The sequence below is a fragment of the Paenibacillus cellulositrophicus genome, assembly GCF_009363095.1.
GTDB lineage: Bacteria > Bacillota > Bacilli > Paenibacillales > Paenibacillaceae > Paenibacillus_AQ > Paenibacillus_AQ favisporus.
This window is the reverse complement of the sequence record NZ_CP045295.1, coordinates 5,927,100-5,949,882: the sequence shown is the minus strand read 5'-3', so window position 1 is coordinate 5,949,882 and position 22,783 is coordinate 5,927,100. Positions and strand designations below refer to the sequence as shown.

General features: G+C 58.0%; 22 protein-coding genes. 5 read left to right on the top strand and 17 right to left on the bottom strand.

What is annotated here, in order from left to right; translation table 11 throughout:
- Positions 1-83: 83 nt before the first annotated feature.
- Positions 84-1,562 (bottom strand): alpha-N-arabinofuranosidase, encoded by a 1,479-nt coding sequence (locus GCU45_RS27100; RefSeq protein ID WP_152401939.1) that lies wholly within the window; start codon positions 1,560-1,562, stop codon positions 84-86.
- A gap of 118 nt (positions 1,563-1,680) precedes the next feature.
- On the opposite strand from GCU45_RS27100, the gene GCU45_RS27095 reads away from it, so the two are divergent.
- Together GCU45_RS27095 and GCU45_RS27090 are read left to right on the top strand one after the other, a co-directional pair.
- Entirely contained in the window at positions 1,681-2,460 is a 780-nt protein-coding gene (locus GCU45_RS27095; protein ID WP_089546387.1) for a helix-turn-helix domain-containing protein, read from the top strand.
- Between the two features lie 80 nt (positions 2,461-2,540).
- Complete coding sequence (locus GCU45_RS27090; RefSeq protein ID WP_152401938.1) at positions 2,541-3,575, top strand: FUSC family protein; 1,035 nt, start codon at positions 2,541-2,543, stop codon at positions 3,573-3,575.
- Here the strand turns inward: GCU45_RS27090 and GCU45_RS27085 are convergent.
- The 6 genes from GCU45_RS27085 to GCU45_RS34455 all read right to left on the bottom strand — a co-directional run bounded on the left by GCU45_RS27085 (position 3,524) and on the right by GCU45_RS34455 (position 9,131).
- Positions 3,524-4,171, bottom strand: a complete 648-nt coding sequence (locus GCU45_RS27085; RefSeq protein WP_152401935.1) for a nucleotidyltransferase family protein — start codon at positions 4,169-4,171, stop codon at positions 3,524-3,526. The two genes, GCU45_RS27090 and GCU45_RS27085, sit on opposite strands and share 52 nt — an antisense overlap.
- Positions 4,158-5,204, bottom strand: a complete 1,047-nt coding sequence (locus GCU45_RS27080; RefSeq protein WP_152401933.1) for an XdhC family protein — start codon at positions 5,202-5,204, stop codon at positions 4,158-4,160. Before GCU45_RS27080 ends, GCU45_RS27085 begins: the two co-directional genes overlap by 14 nt.
- A 14-nt stretch (positions 5,205-5,218) precedes the next feature.
- On the bottom strand, positions 5,219-5,737 hold the full coding sequence (locus tag GCU45_RS27075) for a (2Fe-2S)-binding protein (protein WP_280117465.1): 519 nt from the start codon (positions 5,735-5,737) through the stop codon (positions 5,219-5,221).
- The gene (locus GCU45_RS27070; protein ID WP_152401931.1) at positions 5,734-6,567 is read right to left on the bottom strand and encodes an FAD binding domain-containing protein; all 834 of its coding nucleotides are present in this window, start codon (positions 6,565-6,567) and stop codon (positions 5,734-5,736) included. Before GCU45_RS27070 ends, GCU45_RS27075 begins: the two co-directional genes overlap by 4 nt.
- Entirely contained in the window at positions 6,554-8,827 is a 2,274-nt protein-coding gene (locus GCU45_RS27065) for a xanthine dehydrogenase family protein molybdopterin-binding subunit (RefSeq protein ID WP_244364292.1), read from the bottom strand. Before GCU45_RS27065 ends, GCU45_RS27070 begins: the two co-directional genes overlap by 14 nt.
- Before the next feature lie 172 nt (positions 8,828-8,999).
- Positions 9,000-9,131, bottom strand: coding sequence for a hypothetical protein (locus tag GCU45_RS34455; RefSeq protein ID WP_280117463.1), 132 nt, complete (start codon positions 9,129-9,131; stop codon positions 9,000-9,002).
- Positions 9,132-9,311: 180 nt separating this feature from the next.
- Between GCU45_RS34455 and GCU45_RS27060 the strand changes: the two genes are divergently transcribed.
- The 3 genes from GCU45_RS27060 (at position 9,312) to GCU45_RS27050 (ending at position 12,109) form a co-directional block, all read left to right on the top strand.
- Positions 9,312-10,493, top strand: a complete 1,182-nt coding sequence (locus tag GCU45_RS27060; protein WP_152401926.1) for a DUF4272 domain-containing protein — start codon at positions 9,312-9,314, stop codon at positions 10,491-10,493.
- Between the two features lie 233 nt (positions 10,494-10,726).
- Positions 10,727-11,431 (top strand): YwqG family protein, encoded by a 705-nt coding sequence (locus GCU45_RS27055; protein ID WP_152401924.1) that lies wholly within the window; start codon positions 10,727-10,729, stop codon positions 11,429-11,431.
- A gap of 24 nt (positions 11,432-11,455) precedes the next feature.
- A complete protein-coding gene (locus GCU45_RS27050) occupies positions 11,456-12,109 on the top strand; it encodes a hypothetical protein (protein WP_152401922.1) in 654 nt (217 codons plus the stop codon).
- A 49-nt stretch (positions 12,110-12,158) separates the two neighbouring features.
- On the opposite strand, the gene GCU45_RS27045 is transcribed toward GCU45_RS27050, so the two are convergent.
- From GCU45_RS27045 to GCU45_RS27000, 10 genes are all read right to left on the bottom strand, one after another.
- Positions 12,159-12,857, bottom strand: coding sequence for a VIT1/CCC1 transporter family protein (locus tag GCU45_RS27045; RefSeq protein WP_244364290.1), 699 nt, complete (start codon positions 12,855-12,857; stop codon positions 12,159-12,161).
- A gap of 252 nt (positions 12,858-13,109) precedes the next feature.
- Positions 13,110-14,363, bottom strand: a complete 1,254-nt coding sequence (locus tag GCU45_RS33915; RefSeq protein ID WP_167527242.1) for a C40 family peptidase — start codon at positions 14,361-14,363, stop codon at positions 13,110-13,112.
- On the bottom strand, positions 14,363-15,463 hold the full coding sequence (locus GCU45_RS27035; RefSeq protein ID WP_152401920.1) for a dipeptide epimerase: 1,101 nt from the start codon (positions 15,461-15,463) through the stop codon (positions 14,363-14,365). The genes GCU45_RS33915 and GCU45_RS27035 overlap by 1 nt, the downstream gene beginning before the upstream one ends.
- A gap of 16 nt (positions 15,464-15,479) precedes the next feature.
- Positions 15,480-16,403 (bottom strand): S66 peptidase family protein, encoded by a 924-nt coding sequence (locus GCU45_RS27030; protein WP_152403366.1) that lies wholly within the window; start codon positions 16,401-16,403, stop codon positions 15,480-15,482.
- 68 nt (positions 16,404-16,471) lie between these two features.
- The gene (locus tag GCU45_RS27025; protein ID WP_425281308.1) at positions 16,472-18,052 is read right to left on the bottom strand and encodes a peptide ABC transporter substrate-binding protein; all 1,581 of its coding nucleotides are present in this window, start codon (positions 18,050-18,052) and stop codon (positions 16,472-16,474) included.
- A gap of 237 nt (positions 18,053-18,289) precedes the next feature.
- A complete protein-coding gene (locus GCU45_RS27020; RefSeq protein ID WP_152401918.1) occupies positions 18,290-19,330 on the bottom strand; it encodes an ABC transporter ATP-binding protein in 1,041 nt (346 codons plus the stop codon).
- A gap of 6 nt (positions 19,331-19,336) precedes the next feature.
- Complete coding sequence (locus tag GCU45_RS27015) at positions 19,337-20,254, bottom strand: ABC transporter permease (protein ID WP_076168746.1); 918 nt, start codon at positions 20,252-20,254, stop codon at positions 19,337-19,339.
- Between the two features lie 3 nt (positions 20,255-20,257).
- Positions 20,258-21,190 carry an ABC transporter permease gene (locus tag GCU45_RS27010; protein ID WP_152401916.1) on the bottom strand — a complete coding sequence of 311 codons (933 nt, stop codon included), beginning with the start codon at positions 21,188-21,190 and terminating at the stop codon, positions 20,258-20,260.
- Between the two features lie 99 nt (positions 21,191-21,289).
- Positions 21,290-22,114: a M55 family metallopeptidase gene (locus GCU45_RS27005; RefSeq protein WP_152401915.1), complete on the bottom strand. Its 825-nt coding sequence runs from the start codon at positions 22,112-22,114 to the stop codon at positions 21,290-21,292.
- A 196-nt stretch (positions 22,115-22,310) separates the two neighbouring features.
- A complete protein-coding gene (locus GCU45_RS27000) occupies positions 22,311-22,649 on the bottom strand; it encodes a DUF3870 domain-containing protein (protein WP_076169587.1) in 339 nt (112 codons plus the stop codon).
- Positions 22,650-22,783 lie beyond the last annotated feature (134 nt).

Sequence of the window (22,783 nt, the reverse complement as noted above, 5' to 3'; positions counted from 1 at the left end):
AATATCGGCCTTGATTTTAATCTTGAATGTCGTTATTAGTCCGTCTTGGATCCTTATTCGCGGCAAGCCCAAAGCAGACTTACTTAGACCAGTTCGAGCACAGTCACCGACTTGGAAGGCAGCTCGACGACCAGGTGCGTCCCATCCGTCTTGAACGCATCGAACGGCTTCGGTGCGATCCGGTCGGGCTGTTCAAACGTGTTATGCGCATCCAGCTCCTCCGAGGTCAGCGTCGTTCCGGTCACAGTCAGCGATGCCGCCGAAATGCCGCGCAGGTCGATCGTTACGGTCGAAGCGCTCTCGTCGTTCAAATTGCACAAGCTGATATGGATTTTTCCTTCGGCGTCCCGCGAGGCGGTTCCCGTCACTTCCGGAATAGTCCGTCCGAAGGCGCTGTATGTACCGCTCTCCAGATTCAGATCCAGCAGCTCCGCATCCTGATGCACTTTGTACATATCGAACACATGGTACGTCGGGGTCAAGGCGATTTTTTCGCCTTCGGTCAAAATGACCGCCTGCAGCACGTTGATCGTCTGGGCGATGTTGGCCATCCGCACCCGGTTGCAGTGCTTGTGGAAAATGTTCAGGGTTAGTCCCGCCACGAGCGCGTCCCGCAGCGAGTTTTGCTGATACAGGAATCCCGGATTGGTTCCCGGTTCCACGTCATACCAAGTTCCCCATTCGTCGACGATCAGTCCGATCCGTTGGTCAGGGTCATATTTGTCCATAATCGTGCTGTGCTTGGTAATGAGCTCATCCATAAACAGCGCCTTTTCCAGCGTGGTGAACCATTCTTCGCGGCTGAACCCGGTAGCCGGCCCCTTGTTCCCCCACGTTCCCGGTACGGTATAATAGTGCAGCGTAATGGAATCCATATACCGTGCAGCCTCACGCATCAGCACGTCCATCCAGTTGTAATCGTCCGAGTTCGGGCCACAGGCGATGCGGTGAATCCGGTTGTCCCCGTAGTTGCGGACATACGTCTGGTACTGGCGGTACAAATCCGCATAGTATTCCGGCCGCATGTTGCCGCCGCAGCCCCAGTTTTCATTGCCTACGCCAAAATAGGTGACCGACCAAGGCTGTTCGCGCCCGTTCTCTTCGCGCAGCTCTGCCATCGGCGATACGCCTCCGAAGGTCAGGTACTCCACCCATTCCGACATTTCCTGCACGGTACCGCTTCCAACATTGCCGTTAATATAAGGTTCACAGCCGATTTGGGCACATAATTCCATGAATTCATGCGTACCGAAGTGATTGTTCTCCACCACGCCGCCCCAGTGGGTATTAATCATCCGTTTGCGGTTTTCCCGCGGTCCGATGCCGTCCTTCCAATGATACTCGTCCGCAAAACAGCCGCCCGGCCAGCGCAGCACCGGTACCCGGATTTGCTTCAGCGCCTCCACGACGTCATTGCGAATGCCGTTCGTGTTCGGAATCGGCGAATCCTCCCCGACCCAGATGCCTTCGTAAATGCACCGCCCCAAATGCTCCGAGAAGTGTCCGTAAATGTTTTTATTTATTTTGCCTTTAATCGTGTCTGCGTTTAATACGCTGCTCATCCAATAGCCTCCTCTTTCCCGGTTTTCTCCCACACAGTATAGTAGCTTGTACGTTATGCCACAATGATTTATACTGGCCAAAAACTGACCTATCGTGCTTTTTATGGAGGAGGCATTTATGATTCAATTAGTCAGCTGCGGGCACAACTTCGTTCACTCGGACGGGATCCGGATCGACCGCAGCAGCGGGGCCGGGAATTACGCTTTTGTCCTTTTTCGGAGCAAGGCGGAAGTGGTGATTGACGGCACGGCTTATACCGTGGATAACAATGCTTACATCTTGATGCAGCCCAGCACTCCTTACATGTACCGGGACTTGGAGAAGCCCTTCGTCAACGACTGGTTCCACTGCGAAGGAACGGAGCTAGGCGCATATCTGCAGCAGCTTCAGCTTCCGCTTGACCGTCCGGCCGAAGCGGCTTACCCGGCGTCCGTGTCCCGGGGCATCATGGAGCTTCAAAACGTGAACTGGCTGGGCGGGCCACACCGTTTGGAAATTATCGACCTGGACCTGCGCAGCCTGCTGATGAAGCTCGCCAATTGGCGGCACCTGCCCCCTGCCCAGGGAAATGCCGGCCGGTATTTGCACCAGCTGTCGGAAATCCGCAGCGAGCTGTACCGTTCACCGCAGGCCTCCTACTCCCTGGACGAGCTCGCGGCAAGCGTCAACCTGAGCAAATCTTATTTTCAGCATCTGTACAAGGATTTGTTCGGATGCTCGGTCTCGTCCGACATGATCAACAGCAGGCTCGAGTATGCGAAGTATTTGCTGGATAACAGCTCCCTCTCCATCGGCGGCATCGCCAAGATGTGCGGATATGAGAACGAAACCCACTTTATGCGGCAGTTCAAAAAATTCGTATCGGCCACCCCGAGCGGCTATCGAAAAAGAAAGTAGCGCACCTGCCCGGCGAGTTTACTCCCCTGATTCCATGGGAACAATAGCAGCAACAATAAGGAAAATGGAGCTGCACAACAATGAGTGACAATCTATGGAATACGATCAAAAACAGCGGTGTCGTCTGGAAAATGCCGCTGGCTGCGGCGCTGTCATGGGAGGCTGCAAAGTGGGCGGGCTCTTCACATCCTTATCTCGCCCCGCTGACCGCGATTTTGTCCGTACAGGCCACGGTCAGCCAATCGATGCAGTTCGCCTGGCAGCGTGTTCTTGGAACAGTTGCCGGCGTCCTGCTGACGCTCTGCGTAACGCCATGGCTCCCCCTGAACGGATGGAGCATCGGGGCGTGCCTGTTGGTCGCGGCCTTTGCCATCCAGCGCCTGAAGCTGGACCACACCTTGTTGACACAGGTGGCCCTCAGCATTCTGCTCGTGCTGTTCTTTCAGCACAAAATGCCCAGCTATTCGATCGACCGGATCCGGGATACGATCATCGGCGCCGTGTTAGCCGTACTGGTGCAGGCGCTGCTGTTCCCTCCGGATTCCATCCCATCCGCCAAGCAAAAAATGACCCGCTTCGCGGACCATTTGGCAAGTCATTTTATCAAGACCGGGCAATGGGTGGAGCAGGGATGTCCTCCAAGTGAAGCGCAAACGCTGAAATGGACTTGGCAGGCGCTGTTTCAGGAGCTGCACCAAGCGACCACCGAGCTGGACAAGGCGGCCCAGAGCTTGCGGTACCACCCTTTTGCCGCCAAGAAGCGCGCTCTGCTGAACCGCCTGACCCGGCAGATGGAGCAGCTGCGTTCGGGCTACGCCAATCTGTCGGATATGATCCGGGTGCTGGGGCAGTGGTCGCGGACCGGCCATTTTACCCGGGAGCAGCAGCTGCAATGGGCCGCCTACCTGCAAGAACTCGCCCAGGTGATCAAGCGGTGGCATACAGGCCCCGGCATCTCCACTGATGGCAGCGCCGGCAAGGTTGGCTTGAGCATTCAGGCACCGGCGCATTGGGAGCAGGAGCAATACCCGCTCGCCCTGTATATGAATGCCGGGCAGCTGCTTCAGGATTTTGGCGGGGAATCCGCTTTCTCCTTGTCCCGCAGCAGTCCGTAGTCCTCCGGCGTGTCCACGTCGAGGAACAGATCCGGCGATTCGAAAGGGACAGAGATCCCCGGCCTTCCGTGACGGATCAGCTGCCGGGCTCCCTGGTCCCCTTGCAGCCGGAGCAGCTCCGGAAACATCCGCCGGTGGCAAATGACCGGCGGTCTCGCCAGACCGCCGAACTCCGCGGCGGCGAAATGAATCGCTTCCCGTTCCGATGTCTGACCGTAGCGGCAGAGCAGTTCGTTGATCATTGCAGCTGTGACGCAGGGCTGGTCGGCGAGCAAAATCATAACCGCTTCGGCCCCCGCATTCATCGCCGCCTCCACCCCGCACCGGATCGAATGCGCCTGTCCTGAATGCGCATCCGGACAGCGGACAAGCGTCCACTTTGGTCTAAAGCGGTCGCTGCCAAGGGCTGCGTCCATCCAATCCGCCTTCCCTTCGGCGGTCACGATCCATATATGCGCCAGTCCGGCCTCCATTGCGGCAAGCAGAGCGTGATTGCCAAGCTCAATCCCCCTCAGCGGCAGACCAAGCTTATTCGTTCCCATCCGGGTGCTTTGCCCCGCCGCCAAATAAATGCCATGGACACTATGTCGCTTCATAAGATAAGCGCCTCTTTCGGGAAGTTCGGTACACCTGGATTAATTCGGCCACGATGCTGAAGGCGATCTCTTCCGGACCTTCTGCTCCGATGGGCAAACCAACAGGGGCGTGCCATTGCTCCGGCAGGGAGCCGCTTTCGAGAAGCCGCTGCGTTCTGCGTTTCGAGCCCAGGAGACCGACATATGCCAGGTTATGGCCGGAGAGGATCCGGATGAGCTCCCGGTCCCTCCGGAAGTGATGCGTCATGATGACCACGTAATCGTTTGGCGTCCACCGGACCCGCCCGGCCGTTTCCTCCGGGAAGCCGTCAAGCAGCGTGCGGGCATCCGGAAAAAAGCTTCGGTCGCACAGGGCTGCCCTCCAATCGGCGACGGTAACCGTGAATCCGGCGGCGGCCGCAAAGGAGGCCAAAGGCCTGGCATCCGGCCCCGCACCGAACAGGGTCAGCCGGGGTTTGGGGAAATACGTGTGGACGAATACTTCCTCCGCCTCTCCCGGCACGATCTGCATCCCGCTCCGCCACCCCATCCGGGCAGCTGCCCAATCCAGCAGAGCCTCCGGAAACGCCCCCGGCCATTCGCCAAACCGGTGCCTGGAGCTGGTGACAAAGCTGTATCCGGCAGCCAAGGGGTCCGCGCTATTTTTTAGAATCAGCATGACTTCGGTCTGATCGTCCAAATACTCCTTCAGCATCTGCAGATGCCCCCGCAGCTGGTCGCCGACGGCCACAGCCGTAACCTGGATCACGCCTCCGCAGCCCGGTCCTTCCCCCCAGGACAGCGGATCGGCAGCATCCAGGTCGAAGGTATAGGTGCATGGAACCACGGCTGCCAACAGCTCCGGTACGCGGGCTGCGATATCCGCTTCCAGGCAGCCGGCGCTCAGCACGCCGATCTGCGTTCCGTCTTCGAACAGCAGCATGGATGCGCCCTCTTTACGGTAGGCGCTGCCCTTCACCCGGGTAATGGTCGCCAGCACGCTGCGCTGTCCGCACTGCTGAAGTGCTTCCAGAATCCGATGAATGTCTTCCAAGCGTGTTCCTCCTTTTAGCTGCTGCCGGTTGCCGAGCCGCCTTCCTTGTTCACTGCCAGCGCCGCCATGATCGCCCCGTGAATTTCTTCATACGAGGTGCAGCGGCATATGTTCGATTCCAGCCACAGCCGGATCGTCTCCGGATCCGCGTCCGGATGAGCGCTCAGCAGCCCGTGACCGTTCATGATAAATCCCGACGTGCAGTAGCCGCATTGGAATGCCTGCTTCAAGACAAATTGTTCCTGGACCGGCGAATGCTTCAGCCCTTCAATCGTGGTGATGCGCTGTCCGTCCGCCTCTACGGCGAGCATCAGGCAGGACTTCATCGGCAGACCGTTCAGGATAACGGTACAGGCGCCGCAGTCCCCATTCTCGCAGCCGGGCTTGCACCCGGTTAAGCCAAGGTGGTCCCGGAGGGTATGCAGCAGCGTCTCCGCCGCCCGGACCCAGAGCCACCTGCGCTCCCCGTTGACCTCCAGCTCCAGCGGGTAGATCGCATTCGAGTTCAAGCTTGCGCTTTCCAGGACGTTCACCTTCCTTCCAAAGCATGAATGGCGTCTTTGATGGTTTGCTTAAATAAAAAGAGCCGGTAATCGGCCGTGCCTTCCGTATTGGTCAGCGGCGGTGCCGGGAGCCGTCCGGCTGCCTGGCGGGCCCGCTCTTCCGCCGATAGCCCGGGGGTATTCAGCACCTGCTCGATGGAGGCCGAACGGAACGGGAACCCGCAAATCCCGCTGAATGCCGCGCGGATGCGGCTACCCTTTTTCACGGCAACCAAGGTCACCAACGGGTAACCGACATTACCGATCTGCCGCTTCTTCACATGAACGGACGGCAGAGATACAAATTCACGGTCCGTCACGGTCTGCAGCAGAAATTCTCCGGGTTCCAGACGGATCTGCCCGCGGAAGACTTCGTGGATCGCAGCCTCCCTGACGCCGCCTTTCCCTGCGATGACCAGGCGGCTGTCGGCCACAAGCAGCGGGAGAACCGCTTCCCTGTAATAGATTCGGCCGCACAGGTTGCCGCCGAGCGTAATTTTGTTACGGGACGTCTGGTCGGCGACGCCCTGGGCCGCCCTGCCGAGCAGCGGGAAGAAGTTCGATCCGGTAACGGCGGACAACGTGACACAGCCGCCGATGATCAGGTCATTTTCGCGGAACTCTATGACATTGCATTCGGGGATCGCCTTTAAATCGACGACCGCACCCGGGCGATCCTCGTTCAGCCTGGCCATCGTAATGATTTCCGTCCCTCCGGACCAATACATCGGCTGTTTGCCCTGGGCTTGCAGCGCCTGATAGGCATCTGCCGCCTCTTTCACCGAAGACGGCCGGTAATATTCAAAGTCAAAGGGTATCATGGGCCGTCCTCCAGATCCGCTCCGGGGTAAGCGGAAGCCGATTTAGCGCGATGCCCGTTGCTGCCGACAAAGCGTTTGCCAGTGCAGCAGGCATGCCGATAATGCCATGCTCGCCGATACCCCGCAGGCCGAATGGCGCCTCCGCATTCGGCGTTTCGACGAAATCGACGAAATACGCCGGCTGCTCTCCGTAACGCAACATGTGATAAGTCCGGAACTGCGGATTCAGCACCTGGGCCTCGTCATTGAACGCAAAGGCCTCCCTGCTGGCAAGGCCCAGTCCCATGCTCATGCCTCCGGTGATTTGGCCGCGGGCGAAAACCGGATTGATAACCTTGCCGGCATCAATAACGGTTGCCGCCTGCAGGATCCGATAGCTATAATCCCTCGTATCCAGCTCCACCTCCACCATCTGTGCGCCGACCGTCCATTCCGGGCCCGGTTTTCCTTTGCCGGTCATCGGGTCCAGCTCCTTAATATCCCGCATCGCATAGCTGCCGCGGCCGATGACCTGGCTTCCAATCGTCCCCCCCTCCGGAAGTTTGTATCCAAGGGCAATCTTGGTGATTTCTATGCCGATCCCCGGATCCCGCATACTGTAAACCCTTCCGCCTCCAATTTCCAGCTCGGCCGACGGGAGCTGAAGTACCCGGGCAGCCGTGTTCTTCAGCTGTACGATGGCATCGTGCGCCGCCGCCCGAATCGCGTTGCCGACCAGAAAAGTGCTGCGGCTTGCAACGGTTTTCCACAGCTGCGGCTCGGTCTCCGTATTGACGTCAGTGCTGATCGATACTTTGTGTACATCCATTCGGAGCAGCTCGGCTACCATTTGGGTGAGGGACGTCCGCGTGCCCTGCCCGATCTCCACAGCGCCGCAGAGCAAATTCACGCTGCCATCGGCATTGAAAATGATGACCGCCCCCGCACCGGCATCGGCGGGCGTATTGGAATTTTTCCACATACAGCATACGCCCCTGGCTTTGACAAAGTGGCCTTTTGCTTCAATCAAGGGCTGCTCATCCCATCGGATCATATCTTTCAGCTTGGCGATACACATCGGGAGATTGCCTACCGTACTGCGGTCCAGCAGCGTTTGTGTCGGCGTCGTATCACCGGGCCCGATCGCATTCAGAAAGCGGAACTCCAGCGGATCCATGCTGAGGCGTGCGGCCATGACATCCATAGCCCGCTCTATGGCAAACGTCAGCTCGGGATGTCCAAACCCGCGAAATGAAGTGGAATACGGGTGATTCGTATACATGCAGAGCGAATCGCACTGCAGATTGTCGATTCGGTACGGACCCGAGCAGTCGCTGGCTCCCGCCTTGCTCATGATCGGTCCCCGGTCCGAGTAGGCTCCTCCGTCAAACCAGTGCGTAATTTCCGCGGCAGCGATTTTTCCATCGGCGGTACAGCCCAGCTTGACTCTCGATTCCAGCCCGATATGCACCGGGGAAGAGACCATGTCGCGCTCCCTTGAATTGACCAGCTTGACCGCTTTTCCCCCTACGGCCCTTGAAGCCAGAAAAGCGAGAAACTCCAGCTGAACGGCCGCCTTCCCGCCAAACCCACCGCCAACGAGCGGGGTGTGAACGATGATTTGCTGCAGCGGGATATGAAAGTATCTGTTGATTTGGCTGCGGATGATGTAGGGAGACTGCGAGGCGGAATGGATGACGGCTTTGCCGTCCGGCAGCAGCTCCGCCGTACTGCAGCGCGGTTCCATCGCGGCATGGTCCGATTGCGGCATGCTCACCCGGACCTCGATCGTGTGGACGCTGCGGCTCCATCCTTCCTCCATGTTTCCTTTGCGGATCCGGTTGCGGCTTGCAACGTTGGTGCCGGGCTCCGGATACACCTCCTCATAATGCTTATACTCGGCCAGACGTTCATGAATGAGCGGTGCGCCCGGCTTATAGGCCTCCAGCGGGGACTGAACAAGCGGCAGCGTCTCGTATTCCACGCGGACCTGCAGCGCCGCCATTTCCGCGATATATTCCGCATCCGCCACCACCACGGCGACCGGCTCGCCGAAATATCTCACCTTTTCTAAGGCCAGCGGAGGCCGGTCTTCCAGCGGAGAACCGGTGAGCACCGGGAAATCCTCTCCTGTGATGACCGCACGGACGCCCGGAACACTCCGGGCCGCGGAGGTATCGATCGACAGCATCCGGGCATGGGCATGCGGGCTGACAGCCAAGGCGGCGTGCAGCAGGCCGGGTTTCGAGGTATCTCCCGTGTAACGGGCCGTCCCGGTCACTTTCTGCCCGGATTCCTTTCTCAGAACTTCCTTTCCGATGGACGAGGCGATTTCGGCTCCCTCCTTTCATCCCCATAGTTGTGATAGATGCACATCCTTTACTGCCTATTTATATGGGAAATGCATTGTCCCTAGTATTCGGGTTTATCGCACAACCTCAAGTAAAAAAGGTCTATCGATGCACGTCATACCGGCCGGTGTACATCAGCTTGGAAATGTCGTCGTATTTGGTCAGCGCCGAGTTGACGTTGTAGCTCATGTACAGCACCATCTGACGAAGGTGGTTGGTCGTACAGCGCTCCACATGCGACGTGAACGACTGTCAGGGGTACATTTTTCAAGCCGAAGGTGGGAGGTTTTCGAGGATATTGCTGCTGACGGGATTCGGCCTGGAAGTCGTGCGCGAATTCGGTATAAAATGGTTGATATGTGCTTTTTGCACATTGTTACTGGTTGTTTTTTTACATGTGGGAGGAGAATCGTTGTGAAGAATTGTGCGCTGTACAGCTCAACCTTCGATCTGGATCAGATCGTGGGCCTGATGAAGGCGATCGACCCGAATGGAAAGATGAGCGTTAATGAGAGCAAAACCCGGATTGAAATCGTCAGCAAGGGCTGGCTTCGCCGAAAGGCTACCGCTTTTAACATCATGACCAGCAGAACGCATCCGGATGAGTTTGCAAGCATGCGAAGCGGCATGGAGCAATTTTTTGCCCAGATCCCGGCGGAGAACGAGCCGCTGCAGCAAAAGCTGCTGATCAAGATCAGCACGCTCAATATGGTCATCGGTGTCGAAACGGAGGATGACATTTCGGAATCCTTATTCACCCGGCTGCTGTCGATGATCCGGCCGCTGGACGGGCTGATGTTCTGGGGCGGCGGGCAGCTGCTGAACCCGGAAGGACGGCTGCTGCTGGGTACGGACGGCCGCTCGGAAGTGGAAGATTACACCGTCACCGCCCATACGAGCTTCCTCCATGGCGAGGAGCCGGAGACAGCTTCCGGTACGGAGCGCAAAGCGCGGTCCGAAGCGGTTCTGTCGGCGCAAGGCTTCCAGAAGATGCCGCCGATGCCCGGACGGCTCGGCGATGAAGCCGCGGGACGAATCCGGACGCTTGCGGAAACCGCGCAGCGCGCCGTCGCCCTCTGCATTACCGCCGTCAAGGGCGAATGCATCGGTGCGGGCGAAAGCCCCGAGGATACCCGGGAGCTGATCTCGAGAATTACGGCCCAGTACGGGGCGGACGGCTTCTTTTCTCCCGAGGAGAAGGCGTTTATCCAAAACGGCCAAGCGGATGAATCCGAAGCGGTCCCGTTCTCCTGGCGGTATGAAGGCTTTTGGGTGCTGCTGTGGGCCTTGGGCCATGTGGACGCCTTGGGGAGCCCAACGGATATTTGCGATGTCCCCGAAGCCGTCTCCATGCTGCAGCAGTTTGATTCGTTTGATGCCTTTTTAGCGGGCTCACGTCTGCGGAGCAGTAAGGAAATTCTCGACGCTGCCGATTTGATCTACCGCTACGACTGGCTCTGCGTCGACAGCCGCATTCAAGGACAGCCGGCTCCCGGCGGCCTGAACGCAGGCGTTGTGTATGAGCGTCACCGTGCCTTGAACTGGCTGACTGGATATATGGGCCAGGAATGGGACGACGTGCGGACGGATACGTAGGGTGAAAGGAATATGGGTTACTACTTTCCGGAGGGTAAGCAGCGGGATCCGAACGACGGCATATTTGCCGAGCGTTAAGCAGAGGGGATCGAACAAAGACCTACTCGAGGAGGGTTTGTAAAGAAGCGGCAAAGATGCTTCGTGTACGTACATCATGATATATGGATGATCTTCGTTTTTTAAGATTGACGCAAGGGTGACCTGCGGGTGAATCCTTCAAGAAGGAGGCAAAAATGAGTAACGAACGGATCGTAGAGCTTCAAAGTACCTTGCGGCGCACGGCGACCCTTTTTCAAACCGGTGGAAGCAGGCCTAGCCTCTCGGTGGAGCAGTGCTGGATCGGACAAGTCAACCTGGCATTGCCCGGGGAGGAACTGCCCGTCGATGCAGACGGAGAGGCGATGGCTCCCATCCTTCAGCTATATATGCCCGCGCTTCCCTATGTTCCGGACGAACTGAAGGAAACCGAGCTGCTGACCGTATTTTTGTCACCTAACGTCCTGGATCACGATGATATGAGCGGATATATGTGCATCCGAGAGTACAGCGATACCGGGAAGCTGGTCTTGAAAGACTTCGGGCCTGCCTTTATGTCAATCAAACCTTTCCCCCTGTTCCCAGAGCTTTGTCAAGATGACTCCCCGCAATGGGACAGCGATGATATACCCGAAGCGTACAGGCAAGAGATTCTCCGACTGGAAGAGCTGGAAGGGCTGAATTATTTCGAGGATATTGCCGGGGAAATATATCGTGTCCACAAGCTTGGCGGATATGCCGCCTTCACCCAGCCTGGCATCGACTTTGGAGATGGATACGCTTTTGTCCTCCAAATCGCCTCAGACGCCAAAGCCGGGCTCAACATCGTGGATGACGGCAATTTTTATTTTGCCAAGCATAAAAAGGATGGCACCTGGCGCGGCTACTTCGATTTTTATTAAAGAATCTATGGGGAGTGAAACTTGATGGACGTGCTGGACCAAGCCATGGCATCTTTTCTAAAATGGCAGGATCAATATAACGAGGCATATGGACTTTTCAAAGAGCAGGACATCCGCCCGTTGGCGGAGTTCTGTGACCCCGGCGTGGATATACGTATTCCGCTTTCGCCGGAACTGCAGCATTTTTACACCAGGTATGAAATAAGAAGTGGTGCTGATCATATAACATCGCTCGGAATGAAAAGCGCCGCCGTGGAAATCGGAGATGCTGCCGTTCTTTTCTTTCCGAAGCCGGAGCATTTGTTTCGCCAGCAGCTGGGATACCGTTGGCTGGGAACGGGGGAGCCGTATCAAGCATCCCCTTCGTGGCCTCCGGAGCATGTGGTCATTGCCAATTACAACGACGACCCGCTGATCGTCGACACCGCCTCGCCAGCGTCCCCGGTGTACGGGCGGATCGATGGATCTGAAGCATTCCCCCTTGCAGACTCGCTGGCCGACTTTTTTTCGGCCCTGGCGCTCTTGATCGAAGCCGCTTTCACAATGGAGGGGAATGTAACCAACGAAGAAACGTTTGAAATCGAGGCTGTTTTTGTGGAGGAAGTCAGGCCGAAGATGATGCAGCTGCTGGGCGAGGAGAAGGCGGAGAATGTGATGAAGTATTTGTCGTTTTACTAGGGAACATCTCGGATTCATCCGCTGAAAACAGTCATTGACGAATAATCCTTTAAGAGATCAGTCTCGCAATGAAAAATGCGATTCCGGCGGCCGCTCCGCCTACAATGGTTGTTTGCCAGGCACTACGGAACGGACGTGTACCGGTGAACCTTCCTTTGACGTAGCCAAACACGAATAAGGCAATCAGCGTGACGATCACCGAAACGGATAAAGCTGTGCCTGACTGCCTGATCAGCATGTAAGGGGACAGCGGAATCACACCCCCTATAATGTAGGACAGTCCGATCGTGAGCGAGCTGTTGCGCGCCCTCTTAGGCTCGGGTTCTTCGAGCCCGAGCTCATATTTCATCATAAATTGAACCCATCGGTCCGAGTCCTGGCAGATGGCATCCACCGCCGATTCCACAATTTCTTCGGGAAAATGCCACTCTCTCAGGATATCGGCCACTTCCTCCCTTTCCTGATCCGGTATTTCCCTGATTTCCTCCTGCTCCCGCACGAGTTCGGATGCATAATGCTCCCGGTCCGTCCGGGCGGCAAGATATCCGCCGAGCCCCATCGCGATAGCACCCGCAGCGATTTCAGCCATCCCCGCCACAACGACCAAGCTCGTATTCGGTACGGTCCCGGACAAGCCGGCGGCAAGGGCAAACGGAACCGTTAAACCGTCCGACATTCCGATCACAATATCCCTGATCAAATCCGATGCGTTAAAATGCTTTTCCTCATGCCTTTCCACAGTCATCATTCCCCCACCCTGCGAGCAGCTTCTGCCTTGATTCCCTTAATATGGGTGATTTCCGTTAAAATATACCTGAATGAGCCTGCACGGGCTGTGCTCCATTCGGGGGATGTCCGCAAAAACTCCCGGCGTCATAGAACCGACCGGGAGTTTGTTGTCGATCGAAGTGTTCATTGTGATTCTCTGGAATGTGTAATCTGGGAGCAGCTTACAGAACGCTTCGATTTGAATGCGATGCCCCGGCAAAGCCTTGCCTCGTTACGTCCAATAACGTCGGGAGACGCAGTGCTCGTCAGCAAGCTTATACCCTTTCAGCGGAATCAGCTCCACCGAGCTGGCCGAATCCGGCGAATGGATCATGTGCCCGTCCCCGGCGTAGATGCCGACATGATGGACGCGTCCCTTGCCCTGCTCATAGGCAAAGAACAGCAGATCCCCCGGCTGCAGCTCCTCCGGCGGGATGTTGGCTCCGTGCAGCGCCTGGACAGAGGCGTCCCTCGGGATGTCGATGCCGCAGGCGAGATGCATGGAGTGGGCAAACCCGGAGCAGTCGTAGCCCCAGGCCGACATGCCTCCCCACAAGTAAGGCAGTCCCAGAAAGCGCTTGGCCTGCGCCACGATAGCCTGGCCCCTATTCTGCCCATCCGGTTGAACCGCCGGGTATTCCCCTGGCTCAGCCACCACCTGTACGTCTGCCCGTCTGATCCGGGCAAGACCGTGCGGGGCCTGCACGACGACAAAGGAATCCTCACGAGAATTAGCCCCTGCCTCAACGCCATCTCTCGGAACACTCCCTGCTTGGGGAAATGCTCCAGCATCGGGTCCCGCTACCGATTCGGCTTGAAAACCCGGGACGGCTTGAACTCCATCGCCGGGTTCTACCTCAAGCACCGTCCCCCGCTCCTCCTCGGTCGCCAGCGGAAGCCTTGTCAGGAAGCTGATACGCATCTTTGCCGATGAGGATAACAGCTCCAAGTCCGTCGTAGGTGCCGTAACGATCGCAGAAGCTGGAGCAGCAGCGGGGCCGGGAACGCTTTCGCCGCTGTCCAGCAGCCGACGCGCTTCCTCCTCACTCAATGGCAGCAGCTGCTCCGCCGGAATCCAGCCGGGATATCCATTCTCATCCTTGGGCGAGAGCTGGCCCGGAATGGCGACCCGGCTCCAGCCGTCCTGCTCTTCGTAGGCAAGGACGGGCGTGCCGTACAGCGCCTGGGTCTGCAAGCGGTTGGCCGCGCACAGGTCGAGCTTATCCGGTACCGTCATGGCGGCGAGCCATGCCTCGATACCGCTCCCCCGCGCAAACCCCGAATCGGTTCCCATCTCCAACGGGTTCCCCGAATCAGATTGGCCCTTGGCCTCCCGTTTCCTACTCCCAAGTTCACTAGGGGCGAACCCGGCCAGTGCCGGTTCGTCCAGCGCCCGCGGCGAGGACGGGCTGGTCCAGACGGTGGCTACCGGAACGCTGACCACCCGCCATGCCGGGGATACGGCCTGATCGTTTCGATTCACCATCACCATACCCCCACTTCGTCCGTCGTACCCACGTCGGTTATGCCAAGACCCGGCACATCCGAGAAGGTCATCACCCGGCCGTCGTACATGACGCCGCCGACGACATCATCCTGGTGCAGCATCAGCGGCGCGTCGAAGTCGTATCGGGTGACGTTCTTTTTGCTGGCGGCGAAATGGGCAGCGGCGGTCACCGCCAATCGGGATTCGATCATGCTGCCCACCATGCACTCGACGCCGTATTCTTCAGCCAGCTGGTTGATCAGCTGCGCCTTGTAAATGCCGCCCGCCTTCATCAGCTTGATGTTGATCAGGTCGGCCGCGTGCCGCTGCAGCACCTCCAGCGCCTGCACTGGAGAAAAGACGCTTTCATCGGCCATAATCAACGTGTCCACCGCCGCAGTCACCTGCTGCAGCCCGTAAATATCCCCAGCCCGAACCGGCTGCTCCACCAGCTCGATGTTCAGTCCCATGTCCTCCATCTTCCGGATGGAGCGGATCGCCTCCTTGGCCTGCCAGCCCTGATTGGCGTCCAGCCGGATCTTGACGTCGCTGCCGATGCGCTGCCGGATTTCCCGGATGCGGCGGATGTCATGCTCGATGTCATCCTTGCCGACCTTGATCTTCAGCACGGTAAATCCCGCCTGAACGTATTGGGCCGCGTCTTCTCCCATTTCCTCGGGCGAGTTGACGCTGACCGTAAAGTCCGTTTCGATCCGGTCGCGGTACCCGCCGAGAAATTGGTACAGCGGCATACGCCCGTGCTGGGCCACCAGGTCATATACGGCCATGTCGATGGCCGCTTTGGCACTGGTACAGCCGACCATGGCCTGGTGGAGCGACTGAAGGATCTGCTCATAGGCGAGCAGGCTTTGGCCGATCAGCAGCGGCTTGAATGTATGCTCAATGGCGGACTGGATCGCCTCAAGGCTGTCGCCTGTGATAACGACGGTGGCCGGCGCCTCGCCCCAGCCCACTTTTCCATCGTCGGCCGTCATTTTCACCACAATCGATTCGGCTTGATGAACCGTGCGCAGCGCCGTCTTGAACGGTTTGGTCAGCGGCGTGTACTTGCGCAGCACTTCGATATCATGTATTCGCATTTGCCGGTTGCCTCCTCTATATAATGGCTGACTCCAGCGCTTCCACCTTTTTGTCAGCCGTGCTCAGCTCGGCTTCCATCCCGTGCGGAACCGCGACGTTGGGTGAGCCGTGCCCGATCCCGAAGCCCATCAGGGAAGGTCTGCCCGCTTCGGTCACATAATGCCGGATGACCTCCTCTAAGGTAAAGGAGACCGGGCGCTTGACCGGCTCGCAATCGCGGAAGTCGCCCACCAGGATACCGGCCGCCTGCTCCAGCTTGCCCGCCATCCGCAGCTGATTCAGCATACGGTCGATCCGGTACGGCTCCTCCCCGATGTCCTCGATAAACAGGAGGCAGCCCCTGGTATCGATCTCAAACGGCGTACCGAGCGTACTCGTCAGCAAAGTCAGGTTGCCTCCGACGAGTGGGCCCTTGGCTTTGCCTTCCACCAAGATATGCAGCGAGGTGATATCCTCGGTGTAGCGGAACGGCTCGGGCCGGACCAGCTGGGCGAAGCTCTGCCGAGTCAACGGGTGAACATCCTTGTCTCCCAGGCAAATCATCATCGGCCCATGCACCGTGATCAATCCGGTCATCTTCCAGATGGCGGCATGCAGGAAGGTGATGTCGCTGTACCCCCACAAAATTTTGGGATGCCGGCGGATCTGATCGTAATCGAGCTTCTCCGCTATCCTGGCGGTGCCATAGCCTCCACGGGCGCAAACGATGGCCTGAATGCCGGGATCCGCAAACATAGCGTTCAGCTCGGCGGCCCGCTCGGCGTCGGTTCCGGCGAGGTAGCCGTGGCCGCGGTTCAGCGAATCGCCAAACCGGACCTTCAGGCCAAGCTCTTCGAACACTTCGGCCGAACGGCGGATCGCCTCCGCGTCCCCGCGGCTCGCCGGGGCGGTGATGCCCACCGTGTCCCCCGGCTTCAACCGGGCCGGCCGGATCAGCATTCTCCCGGCACCGGCCTGTGCCCCTTCGATGCCCGAATCGGCAGCATGCATGAACGGTCTCAGCCTTCTCATTTCAAATCAGCCCACTTAAAGTCCATGTAGCCGTATGGATGGCGTACCACGTCGACGAGCTTGTCGCTTTGCAGATAAGCAGAATCATAGAAATACATTGGCATGATCGGCGCCTCGTCCATCAGGATTTTTTCGGCCTGGTGCATCAGGTCATAGCGCTTCGCCTCGTCCGTCTCTTGGTAAGCGGCCTGGATCAGCTTGTCGTATTCGGCATTGCTCCAGCCCGTACGGTTGTTCGGACTTTTGCTTTGGAAAATATCCAGGAAGTTGATCGGATCGGCGAAATCCGGCAGCCAGGACGACCGGGAAAACTGCAGCTGAAGCTGCTTCTGCTCCGCGGTGAGGACTTTGCCTTCTTTGCCCGCGAGCTTGACGTCGACACCCAGGTTTTCCTTGAACATGGCCTGCAGCGTTTCGGCGATTTTCTGATGTAAATCGTTTGTGTTGTAAGTCAGCGTCACTTCAGGCAGCGTGCTGTATCCCGCTTCCTTCATGCCTTCCGCAAGCAGGCTCTTGGCCTGCGCCGCGTCAAACGTAATCAGGTCGCCGCCCACCTCGCGGAAATCGCGTCCGTCCGGCTCCTTGAGACCGTAGGATACGAAACCCCCGGCCGGTTTTTGCTTCTGCTTGACCACCAGGTCCACGATTTTCTGACGGTCCACCGCGAGCGCAAAGGCTTTGCGGATTTTGGCGTTGTCAAACGGCTTCATGGTCGTATTGAAGCGGTAAAAATACGTACCTGCCGAATCCTGAACGTTCACCTTGCCTTCCGAGAACAGCTGGTCGCTCATATCGGCGGGAACGCCGGCAATGTGCAGCTCGCCGCTTTGGTACAGCTGGTATTCCGTGTTGGAATCGTTGATCATTTTGAACGTGACGCCGTCCAGCTTCACGTTCGCCGCATCCCAATACTTATCGTTCTTCACCATTTTCAGCTCGGAATCGTGATTCCACTGGGAGATGCGGAACGGGCCGTTGCTGACGAACGTATCGGCCTCCGCCGTCCAGTTCGGATTGGACTCCACGGTCTTTTGCGGCACCGGGAAGAAAGCCGGATTCGCCAGCATGCTCAGCAGCCAGGGAGCCGGCTGGGCCAGCGTCACTTCCAGCGTCTTGTCGTCAACGGCTTTGACCTGTACGTCGTCCGCCGTCCCTTTGCCGGAGTTAAAAGCCTCCGCTCCTTTGAACACATAGGCCAACGTCGCGGCCGAAGACGCCGTTTTCGGATCGAGCATTCTTTTCCAGGCAAACTCGAAGTCGCCCGCCTTAACCGGCTCGCCATTGCTCCACTGTACGCCGTCGCGCAGCGTGAACGTGTATTTGAGTCCGTCTTCGGATACCTTCCACTCGGACGCCATGGCCGGCTCTGGAGACTGGTCCTTGCCGAGACGCGTCATGCCCTCCATCGCATTGTTCAAAATGTCATAGGAAACCTGGTCGAAGCCGATCGGCGGATCGAGCGAAGTGGGCTCGCGAACGTTGTTATACAGGAGGATTTTACTTCCGGTATCTCCTCCACCGCCGCTTGCTCCTTCGGTTCCGCCGCCGCATGCGGCCAGCAGCAGGCTGAGCAGCATACACGTCAGCAGCGCCAGTATTAACCTTCTTTTCACAGCCTTGTTCACGACAGCCTTTTCCATGAGACCCTCTCCCTTAATCCCGAATTGGTTGGTTGCTGCAAATACAAGCTATTCCGTTATTCATGAGCTTGCGCTATTCAAGACGCTGATCTATGGTCAAGTCCCAAGGCTTGCAGAGCAAACCTGAAGCAGGATCCTGTTCCCGCAAAATGATAAAACTGTTCTCTTCATGCCTTATCCCTGGCTGGCCGATGCGGTTTCAACCTGCGCCGGCCCTTGCGGCGGCATCGTTCTGGCTCGGGCGTCCTGCAGCCAGCAAGCTACGGTGTGCTCTCCGTCCAGCTTCACGCTGTCCGGCGGGAACAGGCCGCATACCTCCATCGCGTGAGGACACCGGGCGGCAAACGCACATCCCTTCGGAGGTGCGAACAGGTCCGGCGGCGTGCCCGGGATCGCGTCGAGCTTCGCCCCTCTTGGCCGGTCCAGGCGCGGGATGGAATCGAGTAGCCCCCGCGTATACGGATGCTGCGGATTCCGGAACAGCTCCTTGACCGGTGCGGATTCCACGACCTGACCTGCATACATGACATTGACGCGGTCGGCGATGCTGGCGACGACGCCGAGGTCGTGCGTAATCATGATCAGCGAAGCCTGGGTCGTGCGCTGCAGCATGCGGAACAGATCCAGGATTTGCGCCTGGATCGTGACGTCCAGCGCGGTGGTCGGTTCGTCCGCGATCAGGACGGCGGGACTGCAGATCGCCGCCATCGCGATCATGATCCGCTGCCTCATGCCCCCGCTGAACTGATGCAGGTGCTGCTTCAGCCGGAGCTCCGGGTCGCGGATGCCCACGAACTGCAGCATCTCGACCGCCCGCTTCCTCGCCTCCGTCCGGGACAGCCGCTGGTGGCGGATGACGCCCTCCATCAGCTGCTCCCCGATCATCATTGTCGGATTCAGCGCGGTCATCGCGTCCTGAAAGATGATCGCGATGTCCGAGCCGCGCACGTCACGCATCTGCTTTTCGCTCAAACGCGTCAGCTCGCGTCCGTTAAAACGGATGCTGCCCTCCGTAATCCTCGAGTTGTTCTTGGGCAGGAGCCGCATGATGCTGCGGGCGGTGACGCTTTTGCCGCAGCCGGATTCGCCGACGATCGCCAGCGTCTCTCCCCGGTGCAGGCGGAGGCTGACGCCCCTTACGGCCTTCACCTCCCCGCCGTAGGTGGAGAACGAAACATGCAAATTGTCCACTTCGAGCAGCGCGTCGTTGTTCATCTTCCGTTACCTCCTTTGCTTCGGATTAAAGGCGTTCAAGAGTCCATCTCCCAACAGGTTGAAGGCGAGCATCGTCACCGAAATGAAAAAAGCCGGGAAGAACAGCCGCCACCAGTTGCCGGACAGAATGGTCGGCAGGGCATCGTTGGCCATCGTTCCCCAGCTCGCCAGCGGCGGCTGGATGCCGAGACCGAGGAAGCTGAGGAAGGCTTCGGCGAAAATGGCCGACGGCACGGAAAACGTCACCTGCACGATGATGACCCCGACGGCGTTGGGAAGCATGTGCCTGCGGATGATGTACCATGACCCGGCCCCTAAGGTCCGGGCGGCCAGGACGTACTCCGACGACTTCAGCTGAAGCACCTGCCCGCGGACGATCCGCGCCATCCCGATCCACCCCGTTGCCGTCAATGCCAATATAATGGTCAGCAGCCCGGGGCCCATTACGACCATGAGCAGAATGACCACAAGCAGATAAGGAATGCCGTACAGCATATCGACGAAACGCATCATCGCGTTATCGACGCGCCCGCCGAAATATCCGGCGATGCCGCCGTAAATGATACCAATGAAAAAATCGATCAAGGCGGCGGCCAAACCGACCGTAAGCGAGATGCGCGAACCGTACAAAATCCGGGCGAAGACGTCCCGCCCAAGGTCATCCGTTCCGAACCAGTGCGCGCCGGACGGAGGCTGGTTCGCGCTGAGCAGATTCTGGCCGGAGTAGCTCTGATCCGTCAGCAGCGGGCCGAACACGGCCAGCAGTGCCAGCAGCACGATCAGGGCGAGTCCGCAGCAGGCCAGCTTGTTGCGGAGCAAACTGCGGACGGCCTGCTGCCATAACGACTGGCGCGGCCTGACGATCCGCTCCTGTTCTCCGGCCGTTCTGTACATTGGGGTAAACAAATGGTCCGGTACCTGCATGCGTCAGGCCCCCTTTCTATGCAGCTTGATACGGGGATCGATGAACCCGTACACGATATCCACAATAAACATCATGAAGATGAGGAGTGCGCTGTAAAAGACCGTCGTGCCCATGATGACGGCGTAATCCCGGTTGTTGATGCCGTCCACGAAGTATTTCCCCATGCCGGGGATCGCGAAGATTTTCTCGATGACGAAGCTCCCCGTCAGCACGTTGGCCAGCAGCGCGCCGAGCAGCGTCACCACGGGCAGCACCGCATTGCGCAGCGCATGCTTGATGATCATCCTCGCCGGCGACAGCCCTTTGGAGCGTGCCGTCTCCATATAGTCCTGGGTGAGCACCTCAATCAGGTTAGCCCTAGTGAGACGCGCGATCGTGGCGATGGGCCCAACCGAGAGAGCGAAGGCCGGAAGCACGACATGCTTCCACGTCCCCCACGAAGCGACCGGCAGCAACCCCCATTTGACGGCGACATACTTGATCAGGAGCGGAGCGATAACGAAGCTTGGCACCGCGATGCCGATGACGGCCAGCACCATGGCGATATAGTCGATGATGCCGTTCTGCTTCAGGGCGGCCACCGTACCCAGCGCTATTCCTGCTGCAATCGCCAGCAGAATGGCCGCCGCGCCGAGCTGGAAGGATACCGGGAAGCCGCGGTCGATCATCGTGTTCACCGTTGTCGGGTAATGGGATATCGATGGCCCGAGATCGAAGGTCAGCAGCGATTTGAGATACAGCAAATACTGGACGCCCAGCGGCTTGTCCAGATGGTAGAACGACATCATGTTCTGCACGACCGCTGCGCTTGCTTCCTTCCCGTCGCGGTCAAACGGAGAGCCGGGAATCGAGTGCATCAGGAAAAAGGTGACCGTGACGATCAGCCACAGCGTGACCAGCATGGATAAGAAACGCTTCAAAATGTATTGCGCCATGAATCTCACCCTCTCTTTACTCGGCATATGGTGCATTTTTTCGGGCACATCTACTTCGATAAACCTGTCAGCGTATTTTCGAAAAACAGGCGGCCTTCGTCAGCAGAAGGACGTCCGCATGGCCAACTCGGTCATGACCAGCATAGCCTGGTACGCTTCAAGAATATCTTTAGCCTGGAACGAGACGACAGGCGATCCCTGTTCGATCGTGGTGCCTGGCATCAGATGGGCCCATTCCGCCTGCCCGTAATTCGCGAATTCGATCGTCAGCAGCGGGCGTTCCGGCGGAACGAGCGGCTTGACGCGGTCGCGCCCGGCAATCGCTTCAGCCATCTTCTGGCGGAGCAGCCGTCCGCTCTTCTCCGGTGACAGGCACAGCGCCGACGTGCGGGAAATACGCTCCTTGACGATCGCCGTCGTCACGCCGGGCAGCAGACTTTCGGCCTCGATAGCGGTCTCGTCGTCACCGGCCACCATCAGTACCGGCACGCCGTAATGTCCCGCCACGTAGGCGTTAAATCCCAACTCGCCTACGGAGACGTCGTTGATATACATGTTCCGGACGCCGAAAATCATCGTATGGCTGAGGACGCCCTTTCGAGCAGCCATTGCGTGATAGCCGAGAAAGACGGCTCCCGCATAACTTCCGTCAAGCCCCTGCATCATCGAAAACGGTTTGACGTCGCCGGAAATCAATTTGCTGTCCGGGTGGAGATTTTCGATGATCAGGTTGTTCATTTTCGAGTGGCTGTCGTTGACGATCACCTCGCTGAACCCTTCTTCAAAAGCGGTTTCGATGACGTGATTCGCCTCGGCCGTCATGATATGCTGGCCCCGGGTGTAGTTGTAGCGGCTGGAATCGACGAATGTCGCATCCACCAGACCGGTAATGCCCTCCATATCAATGGATATGTACAATTTCATCTTCAAGTCCCTCCGATTGTCGTATTTGGGTATAAAAAAACCCGGCAAACGTCATATGCTTGCGCTGCCCGGGCGTGCATATGTCATTTGCTGGGTTTTATTTACGCGTATGTCGCCATACTGATAAACAAAGCAGCGGTATGCAATTGGTGGATCACGGAAAAACACGGTAATGAATCGTTCTGAATAGCTCTGCTCATGAATCCGGCGAAGTTTCCCTCGACGAAAGCGCCGATTTATACTTCTTCTGCGCATCCTTGAACGCCACGATGATCGCCTTCTGCGAAGAGCCGTAATACCTTGTCCGAATCTCTTCCGCTACCGGCTCAAGGGAAAGCATGCTCTTCCCGAGAAAGATGGAGCGTACAAACTGCGACGTGAGTGGAATCGTGGAGGAACAGGCGGCATCCACGATTTTGTGGCTGACGGTGTCCACGACCAGCCCGATAAAAAAGGCGCTGTACTGCTGGGTTATCGGATTATTCACCGAGGTCTGTGCATCGCCGACGATGTAGATCGTGTCTTTATCGTACAATTGACGCATCCCCCGTCTCCTCGCTCTCCTGCTGAACCCATAGGGATGTTCGATGGGCGGCATCGGACGACCTATAAGCCGCAAGGACAAGCTGATTTGTTATTTATTCTAACAAGGGATCCGCATTTTTGTAA